At 47.9% G+C, this 13,412-nt stretch carries 10 protein-coding genes and 2 riboswitches; of the genes, 5 read left to right on the top strand and 5 right to left on the bottom strand.

Going from position 1 to position 13,412, the window contains the following annotated elements; genetic code table 11:
* Window positions 1-42: 42 nt before the first annotated feature.
* The 3 genes from J7I83_RS10540 to mtnK are packed head-to-tail and all read right to left on the bottom strand — an operon-like array spanning window position 43 to window position 3,370.
* Entirely contained in the window at window positions 43-1,125 is a 1,083-nt protein-coding gene (locus J7I83_RS10540) for a sugar ABC transporter substrate-binding protein (protein WP_215100657.1), read from the bottom strand.
* Window positions 1,122-2,183: an S-methyl-5-thioribose-1-phosphate isomerase gene (gene mtnA / locus J7I83_RS10535; protein WP_215100656.1), complete on the bottom strand. Its 1,062-nt coding sequence runs from the start codon at window positions 2,181-2,183 to the stop codon at window positions 1,122-1,124. Before mtnA ends, J7I83_RS10540 begins: the two co-directional genes overlap by 4 nt.
* Window positions 2,180-3,370: an S-methyl-5-thioribose kinase gene (mtnK, locus tag J7I83_RS10530; RefSeq protein WP_215100655.1), complete on the bottom strand. Its 1,191-nt coding sequence runs from the start codon at window positions 3,368-3,370 to the stop codon at window positions 2,180-2,182. Before mtnK ends, mtnA begins: the two co-directional genes overlap by 4 nt.
* A gap of 76 nt (window positions 3,371-3,446) precedes the next feature.
* Window positions 3,447-3,599, bottom strand: a riboswitch (SAM riboswitch).
* 537 nt (window positions 3,600-4,136) lie between these two features.
* Window positions 4,137-4,246, top strand: a riboswitch (SAM riboswitch).
* 74 nt (window positions 4,247-4,320) lie between these two features.
* Between mtnK and mtnW the strand changes: the two genes are divergently transcribed.
* The 5 genes from mtnW to J7I83_RS10505 all read left to right on the top strand — a co-directional run bounded on the left by mtnW (window position 4,321) and on the right by J7I83_RS10505 (window position 10,704).
* Window positions 4,321-5,535, top strand: a complete 1,215-nt coding sequence (gene mtnW / locus J7I83_RS10525) for a 2,3-diketo-5-methylthiopentyl-1-phosphate enolase (protein ID WP_215100654.1) — start codon at window positions 4,321-4,323, stop codon at window positions 5,533-5,535.
* A 5-nt stretch (window positions 5,536-5,540) separates the two neighbouring features.
* Entirely contained in the window at window positions 5,541-6,206 is a 666-nt protein-coding gene (locus tag J7I83_RS10520) for a 2-hydroxy-3-keto-5-methylthiopentenyl-1-phosphate phosphatase (protein WP_285228687.1), read from the top strand.
* Window positions 6,203-6,817 carry a methylthioribulose 1-phosphate dehydratase gene (locus tag J7I83_RS10515; RefSeq protein ID WP_215100652.1) on the top strand — a complete coding sequence of 205 codons (615 nt, stop codon included), beginning with the start codon at window positions 6,203-6,205 and terminating at the stop codon, window positions 6,815-6,817. The genes J7I83_RS10520 and J7I83_RS10515 overlap by 4 nt, the downstream gene beginning before the upstream one ends.
* A 15-nt stretch (window positions 6,818-6,832) precedes the next feature.
* Complete coding sequence (locus J7I83_RS10510) at window positions 6,833-7,363, top strand: 1,2-dihydroxy-3-keto-5-methylthiopentene dioxygenase (RefSeq protein ID WP_215100651.1); 531 nt, start codon at window positions 6,833-6,835, stop codon at window positions 7,361-7,363.
* A 140-nt stretch (window positions 7,364-7,503) separates the two neighbouring features.
* On the top strand, window positions 7,504-10,704 hold the full coding sequence (locus tag J7I83_RS10505; protein WP_215100650.1) for a hypothetical protein: 3,201 nt from the start codon (window positions 7,504-7,506) through the stop codon (window positions 10,702-10,704).
* Window positions 10,705-10,738: 34 nt separating this feature from the next.
* Here the strand turns inward: J7I83_RS10505 and J7I83_RS10500 are convergent, their stop codons facing one another.
* Together J7I83_RS10500 and J7I83_RS10495 are read right to left on the bottom strand one after the other, a co-directional pair.
* Window positions 10,739-12,178 (bottom strand): glycosyltransferase family 2 protein, encoded by a 1,440-nt coding sequence (locus tag J7I83_RS10500; protein WP_215100649.1) that lies wholly within the window; start codon window positions 12,176-12,178, stop codon window positions 10,739-10,741.
* Window positions 12,175-13,221: a HEAT repeat domain-containing protein gene (locus J7I83_RS10495; RefSeq protein WP_215100648.1), complete on the bottom strand. Its 1,047-nt coding sequence runs from the start codon at window positions 13,219-13,221 to the stop codon at window positions 12,175-12,177. Before J7I83_RS10495 ends, J7I83_RS10500 begins: the two co-directional genes overlap by 4 nt.
* Window positions 13,222-13,412 lie beyond the last annotated feature (191 nt).

Raw genomic sequence — 13,412 nt, 5'->3', positions numbered from 1 at the left:
AAAGCTGTCCCCATCTTTCAGGACAGCTCGAAATGATGAAGATTATTGGCCTTCCAATTCGCGCAGGTCCTCTGTGTAGCCCTGGTCGCTTGCTCCCCAGCCTTCTACGTATTCGCTCAACTCATCAGTTGTCACCGTTTTTTCCGGCAAGTTCTCCGCCTCAATAAATACAGGCTCCAAGACTACTTTTTCTTCCGGTTGTTCGCCGTTCAGCAGCTGATACAGGTAACGCACTTGAATGCGTCCGATATCCGCAGGATCGACAGCTGCAGAAGCAAGCCACGGGCTCTCTTCTTTTTGCATCAATTGCAGATCCTCGTCACTCATATCAATGCCGTAAACTTTAATATCTGTACGCCCTGCCTGTTCAATTGCACGGACGGCACCTTTTGCAAATTCATCCCAAGAAGCCCAGACCGCTGTGATCTCGCCTTCGTTCGGGTATTGCTTTAACACAGCTTCCATCTGTGATTGCGTATCCAGAGCCGTGTTGTCAGTAGCAGAACCAAATGCCGTGACTTCCTGGATGCCTGGATTGTCAGTCATGAATTTTTCGTAGGCAATCTGGCGCCTTTCCATTGGCGCAAAGCCTGCTGTCCAAATTTTGACGATATTGGCTTCACCATCATTATCTTCCGCCAATTTTTCCAAAGTCATTTCAGCCATCTTCTGGTCGCCCTGCTCCAAAGAAACAACGCCTTCCACGTCGATGCCTGTATCAAACGCCACTACCGGAATCCCAGCTTCCAGCGCTTTTTCCACTCCCTGGTTCAATGCTTCTTTTGTTCCGTGATCAATCAAGATGCCGTCGACGCCCTGGTTGATTGCGGCATCAAGGTTGGACGCCATTTTCGCCAAATCTCCTTCAGAGGTGAAAACGGTCGCTTTTCCGCCGAAATTCTCTACTTGTTCTTCCACCCCGGCAATATATTGAGCTGAAAATGTTCCAAGATTGATTTGCATGATCAATGCGATTTCCTTGCCTGCAAGCGGATGGTCTGAGGCTTCAGCTTCGGTATCTGAAGATGTTGTTTCTTCACTGACGTCCCCCTGCGGCTGGCATGCAGCCAATAAAATACTGATTAATAAGAGTGCGGCAAGCAGCCAAATGGATTGTTTTTTCATAGTTTTTCTCCTTTTCCTGCAGTTGCACCAAGCAAATCAGGGATGTTTTTTTGATAGTCGGGTTGGATAATGCCTTTTTCAGTAATGATTGCGGTAATGAGCTGTGCCGGTGTCACGTCGAATGCCGGATTAAATACTTTTGTGCCAAGCGGCGCTACCGGCTGCCCGTTCATGTGGGTGATTTCTTCGGGGTTGCGCTCTTCGATCGGAATCGCGGTGCCGTCTTCTATCGACAAATCGAAAGTTGAAGCCGGGGCTGCCACGTAAAACGGAATGCCGAATGCAGCAGCCAATAACGCCAGATTATAAGTTCCGATTTTGTTCGCGGTATCGCCATTGGCTGCAATGCGGTCGGCGCCGACAATGATGGCTTCGACTCCTTTTGCTCCAATGGTGTGCGCGGCCATGCTATCGGTGATTAACGTAACGTCAACTCCGGACTGCTGCAGCTCCCAAACCGTCAGGCGTGCACCTTGATAAATCGGCCGGGTTTCGCAGGCGAACACTTCAAATCCGCGGCCACGCTCGCTGCCAAGATGAAACGGCGCTAAGGCAGTGCCGTATTTGGCCGTAGCAATCGAACCGGCGTTGCAGATGGTCATGACACGCGTTTGCCCCTGCAATAACACCAGTGCATGCTCACCGATGCTGCGGCAGGACGCTTCATCTTCCTTGTGAATCTTCACAGCCTCTGCCAGCAGCAACAGTTTTGCCTGCGGCACGTTCTCCGCCTCCAGGACTTTGTCTTTCAGACGGCTGAGCGCCCAGCCGAGGTTGACTGCAGTTGGCCTGGAAGAATTCAGGTACGCCGCATCTTTTTCTACGTATTGCCCAAAGGCTTCCAGTGAATCCGTGTCATGGCGCTTGGCCCCCACGGCCAGTCCGTATGCTGCGGTGATGCCGATCGCGGGTGCTCCGCGAACCTTCAATGAAAAGATTGCTTCGTATACGTCTTCGACGGTTTCAAGCATCAAGTATTCAATGGTATGCGGCAGTTTTTGCTGATCCAGGATGGTCAGCTGCTGGCCGTCCCATTTGATGGACAAAGGAATGCTCATGTGCGCGCCTCCCCCAAAATTTGCAGCACATCATTGATTGATGCTATCCCTTGGCGCTGCAGGATCAAAGCGCGCCCTGTCTCCAGCGCCTGCTTCTTAGAGTGGATTCTTTTTTCCGTGTCTTCGATGCTGTCCAGGTCCTTAACATGCGCCAAGCCGATCGTCCGGCGAATCAATTCGCAGCCTGCAAAACCGGCCGCATCTGTCAACACTTTCTCCAGCACATACTCCAGGTAGCCTTCTGTGTCCCTGAACGATTCCACGCTGTGTTTTATCCACAACTCGGCGAAAGAAGCAGCGAAAACTTCCCATGTCTTTCCAATATCCTCCACAATCACTTGGCGACCTTCGCCTTCGCGTGTGATGGACTGAAAAATCAGATTGGCCAGAAACAAGCCGACATCAAATCCGATTGGGCCGTAAAAGCCGAACTCCGGATCGATGACCTTTGTTTCCGTCTGGCTCGCAAAAATACTGCCTGTGTGAAGGTCGCCGTGCAGCAGGGCTTCCGATTCGGTCAAAAAGCTTTTCTTTAATTTAGCCACTTCCAGCTGCAGCTTCCGATCGCTCCAAATTGCCTCGGCCGCTGATTGAAGCTGTGGTTCGTAATCGTTGGTATCGAGGTCAAAGAACGGATCCGTAAAAATAAGGTCTTCTGTAATCTTGCACAGCTCGGGATTGGAAAACTCCGCAGCCAAACGCTTTTTTTCAAAAGGATGCAAACCGTAATCCGATGTATGGAATAAAGTCAGTGCTAAATATTCGCCAATATCCTGCGACAGCCTTGGGAAATTCCGTCCGTGTATCAAGCCTTCCCGCACAATCTGCAAGTGGGACAAATCCTCCATCATGGTAATGGCCAGCTGTTCATCCGTCGCATAAACAGCCGGCACCAGTGACGGAACAAACTCTCCGTGCTTTTTCAGGACATTGGCTTCAATCGTCGCCCGCTTCAATGTCAGCGGCCAGCTTTCACCGATAATCTTGGCATACGGCAATGCCTGCTTGATGATCAGCCGCTTGCCTATATTCGGGTCTTCAATTTGGAAGACATAATTTAAATTGCCGTCGCCGATCTCCCGGCAGGTCAATTGAGCACCGTGATCAAAGGTATGGGCAGCCCTTGCCAATGCGATGGCTGTCTCTTCGGTTAATGCCTTGTAAGTAGTTGGAACAGTAAGAGTCATCATGGATCTTCCTTTCATCTGCAATATAAAAAGCCTCTTTCATAAAAGAAAGAGGCCAGAATAAGAGATCCCATGCCTCTTATCTTTCAGAAATACATTTCTGATGGAATTAGCACCGTGCCTTGCAGGATTTGCATCCTGGCGCCAAAGCGCCCCGTCTCACAACGGTATTACGGTCGGTTGCTGGGCGTCATCGGGCCAAAATCCCTCTGCCAGCTCTTGATAAGAGTACTACGTGTTATTCAATTAAGTTATGAAAAGAATCCTATCACGATTCAGAATTGACTGTCAATCCATTTTTCCCAATAAAAACAATTTTGCAATAACGGTGTTGACAGATTTCTACGCTCATGAAATAATCAGAATTACTTTACTGTATTCAATCGAATTTATTATTTTGAGTTATATATATTTCTATATGAGATTCCGCAAACCAACTACGCTTTCCTGCGGGCGAGCGCCAAGCCTCCTCAGTCGCTTCGCTCCTTGCGGGGTCTCGGCTGTCTCGCTTTCCCGCGGGAGTCTCCGTTGGTTTGCTCCATCTCCGAGTGGTGATGTAAAAAAATCTCCATTTATATTGATGATGCTTAGAAGAAAGAGTGAAAGGCGGCGACTCCTGCGGGAGCAGTGGCGGAGCAAAGCGGCAGAGGCCATGCCCGTGGAAAGCGTCCGCCTGGAACGACTGCTTCTTTGCAGAAGCATATGTTTAGTACTACTAGAAAAATCGTTGAACCTCTATAAAAATAATTTACCCAATTTCATATCTTTCTTATTCAGAGCAGGTGGAGGGACAAGCCCTATGATACCCGGCAACCGGTCCATTGATGGACACGGTGCTAATTCTTGCAGCCAGAACCGATGGCTGAGAAATAAGAAGTTGTTAACGCCCTTAACCTCTTCTTATTTGAAGAGGTTTTTATTTTTTAAATTTGCATGGGAGTGTGGAATAGATGAGCGTATTGACTGCTACTTATCAAGTGTACGGTAAGCCTGGCTCCTTCGAGAAAAAAGCGGAAGGCATCGCGTTGGGACTGACGATCGGTTCCTGGACCGATTTGCCGCTGCTCGAACAGGAACAGCTGAAACACCATAAAGGAAATGTTATTTCCATCAAGGAATTTGTGGAAGACAGCCATCCACTGAAACCGGATCTGATAAAGGCTGAACTTGAGATTGCCTACCCGAGCGTTAATTTCTCGGCCGATCTGCCCGCTATCCTCACTACTGTTTTCGGAAAATTATCACTGGATGGCGAAGTGAAGCTATTGGATCTGGATTTCAGCCATGAGCTGCTCAGCCATTTTCCCGGACCGCGCTTTGGCATCGAAGAAATCCGCAACACACTCGGTGTAAGTGGAAGGCCGCTTCTGATGAGTATTTTCAAAGGCGTCATCGGCCGTGACATGGATTTCCTCTCTGCTCAATTGCGCGAGCAGGCATTAGGTGGCGTGGACCTCGTCAAAGACGACGAAATTTTATTTGATAATCCGCTGACTCCATTCGAAAGCCGCATCATCACAGGCAAACGGGTGCTGGATCGTGTATATGAAGAAACCGGCCATCGCACGCTTTATGCGGTGAATCTGTCAGGCAGAACTTCCGAACTGAGAGGAAAAGCACGAAAAGCACGCGAACTCGGAGCCGATGCCTTATTGTTCAACGTCCATGCATATGGGCTGGATGTGCTGCAGGAACTCGCTGAAGATGATGAAGTCGGTTTGCCGCTAATGGCGCATCCCGCTTTTAGTGGTGCCTTTACCTCCTCAGCCTTCTATGGTCTTGCCACGCCGCTCGCACTTGGAAAATTGATCCGCTATGCCGGCGCAGATTTCTCACTGTTTCCTTCACCATACGGCAGTGTCGCATTGGAGAAAACAGCGGCACTGGAACTCGGCAAAGAACTGACGAGGGATAGTCCACTGAAACGCAGTTTCCCGGTGCCATCCGCCGGGATCCATCCGGGCCTTGTGCCTTTGCTGTTGGCTGATTATGAAATCGACAGTGTCATCAATGCCGGCGGCGGTGTCCACGGACATCCCGCTGGAGCAGCTGGCGGCGGACGGGCATTCAGACAAGCTATTGATGCGGTACTGCAGGGAGAAACCTTGCAGAATGCCGGCAAACAGCATAAAGAATTGCAAACTGCACTTGAGTTATGGGGGTGAAAAGATTGAACAAACCGATTATTTTCTGCGATTTTGACGGCACGATTACAGCCAATGACAATATCATCGCCATCATGAAGAAATTTGATCCGCCGGGCTGGGAACCGGTCAAAGACCAGATCCTTGACCAATCCATCTCAATACGTGAGGGTGTCGCGACAATGTTTTCTCTGCTCCCGGTTTCGGCAAAAGAAGACATCATTTCCTATGTTCTGGAGCAGGCGGAAATACGGGAAGGCTTTAGTGATTTTGTCGCCTATGCGAAAAAACAGCAGCTTTCTTTATACATTGTCAGCGGCGGCATTGATTTTTTCGTCTATCCGTTGCTTGAACCTTTTGGGCCTTTTGATGACATCTATTGCAATAGTGCCGATTTCTCGGGAGATCTCATCAACCTGGAATTTCCGCATGGCTGTGACGAAGCCTGCACCAGCCAAGGCTGCGGCTGCTGTAAGCCATCGGTCATCCGGGATCTTTTGGATAACGGCACCAAAAGCATTGTCATTGGGGATTCCATCAGTGACTGGGAAGCTGCTAAAGAAGCCAACTTTGTCATAGCCAGGGATTTACTGGCTGAAAAATGCAAAAAGGCCGGCATCGATTATGAGCCGTTTGAAACTTTCCATGAAGTCATCGCAATTGTTGATGATTATATAGGAGTGAAGTCATGACCGCATTACGTGAAAAATGGCTGGAACTGGCGGATGTTAAAGACGAACTGGCCGTTCGCGACTGGTTCATGGGCACCAGCGGCAATCTTGCCATTAAAGTGGCGGACCAACCGCTCGAATTCCTTGTCACTGCCAGCGGCAAAGACAAGAAAAAACGCACCGACGAAGACTTTTTGCTTGTTGACGCCAATGGCCAGCCTGCTGGCGAAACACCACTAAAGCCATCTGCTGAAACCTTATTGCATTGTGCGATTTATGGGAAGACGGAGGCTGGCTGCAGCCTGCATGTGCATACCGTCGCCAATAACGTCATTTCCGAATTATACGGCGATGCCGGAAAAATCGATTTCCAGGGACAAGAATTGATCAAGGCTTTCGGATTATGGGAAGAGGATGCGGTACTGACCATCCCCATCATCCCTAATTACGCCGATATTCCAAATCTTGCCAAAGCATTTGATCCTTATATTACAGCTGACAAAGGAGCGGTGCTGATCCGCAACCATGGCATCACTGTCTGGGGTAAAGATGGCTTTGAAGCAAAAAAACTGCTCGAGGCCTGTGAGTTTTTATTTCAATACCAATTGGCGTTGCAACTACATTTAAAATAAGAGAGGAAGATTGGCATGGCTATCATTAAATTTCAAGGAACAAATGATACAATCGAGGCGCAAACGGACGTGGCCGCATTTCTGGAGCAGCAGGAAGTCGTTTATGAACATTGGGACATCAATAAATTGCCAGAGCCTCTTCGCGAAAAATTCGATTTGAGTGATGAAGACAAAGACGAAATCCTTCAAGCATTCAAAACAGAAATCGATGACATCTCAGAGCGCCGCGGCTACCAGGCAGCGGATATCATATCCCTGTCAGACTCCAACCCGAAATTGGATGAGCTGCTGAAGAATTTCCAGCGCAAACACATTCATACCGACGACGAAGTGCGCTATATTGTCAGTGGGCATGGTGTCTTCATTATTCAAGGCAAAGACGAACGCTACTTCGAAGTCCACCTGACACCAGGTGACTTGATCTCGGTTCCTGAAAACATCACGCATTACTTTACACTCTCTGAAGACCGGAAAGTCGTGGCCATTCGGATCTTCGTCACAACTGAAGGCTGGGTACCCGTTTATCAGGAAGAAAGCAGCGTTTAAAACTAATAATCCCCCTCAAAAGACCCGACTGTGTCGGGTCTTTTTTATTTTGAAAAAATAGGTAATTCATTTCTATTTTAACCAATTTTTAAGCTATAATAATTTCGAGTTGTATTTTGGAAGAGAAAAGAGTGATATCAATGAAGACGGTGCTTCTGTCCCTTTTGGCAGTGGTTATTTTATTTGGATTCCCTATTATAATCTGGTTTTTTCAGGAAGAAAAAGGAGTGAATATTGCAATCATCGATAAGACGGTTCCGACCGAAAGTTACCGGGAACATAAAGGGCTGACCTGGCTGTTGAACCACCACCGCTATGTATCAGAGTCTCAAGGCACATACCAGGCAGATAGCGATTATTACGGTTTTGTTCCGGATGAAGAAGCAGAAAGCTACACCATCCGTGAGCTGCCTGAAGATTTATCCGGAACTGATCTCATTTACCTGGCAGATTCCTACGGTGTCTATGAAGAAGATCTGCCGTGGCAATCAGCGGAAAAAACACCGGGCAGTTCGTCCATGATTACCGGTGGACTCCAAATGAACGAATGGCAGACCATCAAAAAGCAGGTTCAATCTCAAGGCACCGATTTGGTTGTGGAGTTTAATACCTTCGCCTCCCCCACTGCAAAAGCAGTCGCGCAGGACATGAATGAGTTTCTGGGACTGGAATGGAGCGGTTGGAGCGGACGCCACTTTGTGGACCTCCATTCTCCTGAAGGCGAAGTTCCTCAGTGGATTGTAGACAACTATGAAGAAAACGATGTGAAATGGAATTTCGAAGGCGCTGGATTTGTCTTGGTCAATGATGCCGACGGCGAAATTGTGGTGCTTTCCGAAGAAGCCGGCGAAGTCGGCACTGACGGACTTCACCTTGCCTTCACCGAACAGGGCACTGACCGGTTCGATTTAGCGGACAGCCCTTCTTTCGGCTATTGGTTTGATATCAACCAGCCGGCTGCAGGCACCGAGGTTCTGGCCGACTACCAATGGGATCTCGAAAGTGCAGGCAGCGAGAAGTTGGTAACAGCCGGCATTCCGGAGAACTTCCCAGCTGTGTTCCATCAATCCAAGCATGGAGCAGACCTTTATTACTTCGCGGGGGATTTTGTCGATATTGACGACACCCCAGGCTTCTATCGCTATTCCGGCTTCTCGAAACTGCGTTCCTTCATTTCCATGGAATCGCTGGATGCCGAAAAGAGTTTTTACTGGCAGACTTACGTCCCACTGATGGAAACCATTTTGGCAAATACAGTAGATAAAAAAACACAGTTTGAAACGGTTAAAACAACTGCAGCCGAGACGGATGGCATTGTTTATCCTTCCCGTGTAAACGGACAGGCATTCGAAGTGTATCAGGATGGCGAATGGCAGCCGTTCACCATCAAAGGCATCAATATGGGAATGGCCAAACCTGGGACATTTCCTGGAGAAGCCGCGATTACGCGCGAAGAGTATGACCGCTGGTTCAAAGCCATCGGCGAGATGAATGCCAATGCGGTCCGCGTCTATACGCTTCATCCTCCAGCTTTCTATGAAGCGTTTGCTGCCTATAATGCCAGCGCAAAAGAACCGCTTTACCTGCATCATGGCGTCTGGATTGACGAGGAGCCTTTGGTGGAGACCTTAGATGCCTTTACCCCCGAAATTACTGAGCGCTTCGAGGCTGAGGTCAAAAAAATCGTGGACGTCATCCACGGTGACGCAGTCGTAGAACCAGAACCTGGCCACTCCTACGGAACTTATAAGACCAATATCTCCTCCTACGTCATCGGCTGGATGATCGGCATCGAATGGTTTCCCTTGACGGTTCATCAGATGGAGATTGATTATCCGGACCTGGGTGATTACGAGGGCACCCACGTATACACAGAAAGAGCCAATCCGATGGAGCATTGGCTTGCGCAGCAATTGGACCACCTTGCTAAGTACGAGTTGGACAAATACCAAAGCATGCGCCCGCTCAGCTTCACCAACTGGGTAACGACGGACAATATCGATCAGCCCGCAGAGCCGACTGAACAGGAAGACATGGCCACTGTCGATCCGAATCACATCAAAACCAAAGGCGTGACAGACACGGTCGGCATGTTTGCGTCCTACCATGTGTATCCGTACTACCCTGATTTTCTAAACTTGGATGAACGCTATATCGAATTCGTTGACCATCGGGGCGAATTCAACAATTACGCAGGTTACTTGAAAGATTTAAATGATTCCCACTACATGCCAATCGTCATCGCCGAATTCGGCGTTCCGGCTTCGCGCGGCATGACCCATGAAAATCCGTTCGGCTGGAATCAGGGATTTATTTCTGAACAGCAGCAGGGCAAGATTGTCAGCCGTTTGTACGAAGATATTCTCGAAGAAGGTATGATGGGCGGCATGGTTTTCACCTGGCAGGACGAATGGTTCAAGCGCACATGGAATACGATGGATTATGACAATCCAAACGAACGGCCATTCTGGTCCAATGCCCAAACCAACGAGCAGCAATTCGGCCTGTTGAGCTTTGATCGCCATAAAGTGAAAGTCGACGGTGTGGACGATTGGACAGAGGGCCAAATCCTGTACGAAAAGGATGATGGAGCGCTCAGAACGCTGGAGATAGATTCGGATGAGCGGTATGTCTACATTAAAACCCAATTCGATCCAGCCAATAAAACCTGGTGGGACAAGCAGGTTTTCAACCTTTATTTCAGCGTCCGAGAAGACGGAGGCATCGCAGTTGATGCTTTGGAGAACACGGAATTTCTGGCGGATTTTCACATGAAAGTTGAAGGATTGGATCAGTCACGTTTGTTGGTGGCTGGCGATTACGACACTTTCTACTATGATTATCACGAGCGGTTGGAGATGATTCCGGAAGAAGAAAAGATTGAGTCGGCCTTCCATCCGATCCGCTTGGCTTTGAATAAAGAGTTTGTTCGCCCAGACACCGGCGAAGTGTATCCATTTGATGCCTATGAAACAGGCATACTCCGATTCGGCATCGCCAACCCGGAGCATGAAGACTACGATTCCTTGAATGATTATTATTATGATAAAAAGACCGGAATCATGGAAATCCGGATTCCGTGGATGCTGCTGAATGCCAAAGACCCGGCAAAACGGGAATTTATCGGAGACCTTCAGAAAGATGGCATCGAAGCTTCCGAAACGATTGAAGGGCTCGATGTCGCAGCTACCCTAACCGGAGATAACGGAAAAACGGTTGAAACTTTTGATGCGTCTCAAGCCGCACAGTACACATGGGACACGTGGGGCTTGCCGCAATCCGAGGAGCGGCTGAAGCAATCGTATTACATTCTTCAGAAAACCTTTGGCGAGACAAACTGACGCAAACCAAGCAGCACAAAAAGAAGAGAGCCGGTTACAGGCTCTCTTCTTTTTGTGCTTCATCGGAGAAAACACCTTTTCTTTCCATGTCTCCCCATACGGATTTTTTCTTAAATGCATAAAACAAGCCCTGGACACGCCAGAAATTCATCAGGATCCGGTACCAGAATGTCTCGGTCAGTGCATAGACGTAGAGGACGAGGATGCTTTTGACGGTCGGATATTTATGATAAGTCCATTCCTCGAGCAGCACCGCAAGCGCGGACAACAGCGAGCCATACAGCACCATCACCAGCAGCATGATAACTGCAATATCCGTCTCAATTAAGGAAAAGGCCAGTCCGCCGATAATGATGAAATAGCCAGCCACTTCAAAGATTGCACTCAATAGCTCAATAAAGACGTAATAAGGCATCGAAAACAATCCGATTCCCCTGTATTTTGGGTTAAACAGCATTCCGCGATGCGTCCATAGCGTTTCCGCAAGGCCTCTTTGCCAGCGGATGCGCTGTGCACGCAAGGAAGCTACAGTGCTCGGAGCTTCTGTCCAGCAAACCGGATCCTGGATGTATTCGATCCGCTGTTTCGATTTTTCGTCTTTGATGGAACGATGCAATCGGACAATCAATTCCATATCTTCTCCAACGGTATCCGTTTTATAGCCGCCGACTTTGATGACACGGCTTTTTTCAAAGACGCCGAATGCGCCGGAAATGATCAACAGGATATTGACCCGGCTAAAGCCGAGTCGCCCAATCAGGAAGGCGCGGAAGTACTCGATAATCTGCATGACTTCCAACGGCTTTTTAGGCAACGCCACCTGCTCGATGACACCACGATTGATCTTGCAGCCATTGGCAATTCTCACGGTCCCACCTGTGGCTGTCACCATCCCGCTGGAATCAATAATCGGTTTCATGGTTTTCAGCAAAGCATCCTGCTCAAGAATCGAATCCCCGTCAATTGCCGCAAAATATGGATACCGCGAGAAGTTAATTCCGGCATTCAAGGCATCCGCTTTTCCGCCATTTTCTTTTTCAATTAAAAACAAATGCGGGTGAAGGGTTGAGCGATAGGCGCGCTTGATTTCACCGGTTTTAAAATATGTTCGGATGGCCAACTCGATCGGTTCCATTCCAAATTGAGCCAGCACCTTTTCACTGGTTCTGTCCGTGGAACCATCGTTGACCACAATGATTTCATATTGGGGGTAATTCAAATCCAATAAGGATCGGACTGTACTGACCACTCCCGCTTCCTCGTTATAGGCAGGAACCAGAATGGAGATTGGGTAGGTGTCTTTATTGATCGACATTTCCTCGATTTGTTCCTGGCGGTTCAATTTTTTCTCTTTGTTTATTTTCGGGCTGGCGACCAGGAAAAGAACCAAGTAAATCGCTCCAGCCAAGAGCATATAGCCGATTATTGCCCAGGAAATAATTTCGATGAATACTGTGATTCCGGTTCCGCTCATGTCAGGTTCCCGCCTTCCCTTGTCAGCATATGTTTGGCGATATCCCTGGCATATGCATCCGTATGATCAGCCGCTGCCTGCTCAAGCATCTTGTTTCCATCTTTAAAGACTTTAATGTTTTCAGCCCCAGCAAAGCGAACCCACCACACATTGTCTGACAGCAGGTCGACCAAATTTTGCTTGTACTGCTCAAAATGGCAGGCGCCCGTCAGCTTGGCTGCATACATCCGCTCCTGCCAGTGTTCCGAACCAAAAAATCCCAAAAGGATAGCAGGGTCTGCCATTTCTTTGTAATAACACAAACTGCTCATAGCTTTCAAACGGACCTCCTTGCGCTCATCCCGCAATTTCCTCTCGACAAACGGAAAGAGCATACCAATTTGGTGTTCTCCACTGAATGTGATAAATGCGTAAAGCATATTCTCTGAAATATCCTCTTTTAATTGCATCCGTTCCAGTGTCATCTTTAATAAATCTTCATCCAGACGGTATAACAACTCCTTGATCATTCCAAACGACAAGTCCCTGCTTTCGATGGCCGCATCCATTAGCCTGGCTTCTTGCAATGTGGCACAGACACGAATGCATTGGCGAAACTCTTCATCCCGCTTGCTGATTTTCATGAAATGCTGGTAGACCTCTTCCTTTAATGAAAAAAGCCGGAAATCCTCGATAAAGTACAGCGCGTTGATGCGTTCTGCCCATTGCCCTTTTTTCAAGACACGTCTGTAATGTTCGGCTAAATGCTTGTCTGCCAGCAGGTGGATCTTTGCTTTCTGTTCTCCCTGAAAATCTTCGGTTAAAAATTCATCAAGCATCGTTTCCATAAGCTTGAAACGATTTTTTTTTGCGACAGGCAAAGCCGGCTCAATCGGCTCTGTCCCTTCTATATATTTCTGGAATTGAGGTTTTAGGATTTCCATCATTTTTTTCATGTTATTTTCTGCAGCCAAATTTTTCATTTTCCAGCCGATCAACAAAGCTAAAATCAGCAATTGAATTCCCAGCAAACTGAAAACAACCCCTATAAAAATTCCGATCATTCATAACTCTCCTTTTCAGAGACACCTTGCACATATTTTCTACATACAAATATTTCTAAAATAATTTATAAAAACTCATAATTTATGGATATCATATCATATTTCACTTTTTTTAACTGCCAAAAAAACAGCAGGGTTTAGCCGAATCGGCCAACCTTGCTGTTTACCTTGTTTTTATCCAGCTTTAACGT

The sequence above is a fragment of the Planococcus sp. ISL-110 genome, from assembly GCF_018613575.1.
In the GTDB taxonomy this organism is placed as follows: Bacteria; Bacillota; Bacilli; order Bacillales_A; family Planococcaceae; genus Planococcus.
This window is presented reverse-complemented; position numbering and strand designations above follow the sequence as displayed.

Excerpts from the sequence above, each read along its gene's own strand:
- J7I83_RS10500 (WP_215100649.1), bottom strand. The coding sequence starts at position 12,178 with ATGAGCGGAACCGGAATCACAGTATTCATCGAAATTATTTCCTGGGCA.
- J7I83_RS10505 (WP_215100650.1), top strand. The coding sequence starts at position 7,504 with ATGAAGACGGTGCTTCTGTCCCTTTTGGCAGTGGTTATTTTATTTGGA.
- mtnW (WP_215100654.1), top strand. The coding sequence starts at position 4,321 with ATGAGCGTATTGACTGCTACTTATCAAGTGTACGGTAAGCCTGGCTCC.
- J7I83_RS10495 (WP_215100648.1), bottom strand. The coding sequence starts at position 13,221 with ATGATCGGAATTTTTATAGGGGTTGTTTTCAGTTTGCTGGGAATTCAA.
- mtnA (WP_215100656.1), bottom strand. The coding sequence starts at position 2,183 with ATGAGCATTCCTTTGTCCATCAAATGGGACGGCCAGCAGCTGACCATC.
- J7I83_RS10510 (WP_215100651.1), top strand. The coding sequence starts at position 6,833 with ATGGCTATCATTAAATTTCAAGGAACAAATGATACAATCGAGGCGCAA.
- mtnK (WP_215100655.1), bottom strand. The coding sequence starts at position 3,370 with ATGACTCTTACTGTTCCAACTACTTACAAGGCATTAACCGAAGAGACA.
- J7I83_RS10540 (WP_215100657.1), bottom strand. The coding sequence starts at position 1,125 with ATGAAAAAACAATCCATTTGGCTGCTTGCCGCACTCTTATTAATCAGT.
- J7I83_RS10515 (WP_215100652.1), top strand. The coding sequence starts at position 6,203 with ATGACCGCATTACGTGAAAAATGGCTGGAACTGGCGGATGTTAAAGAC.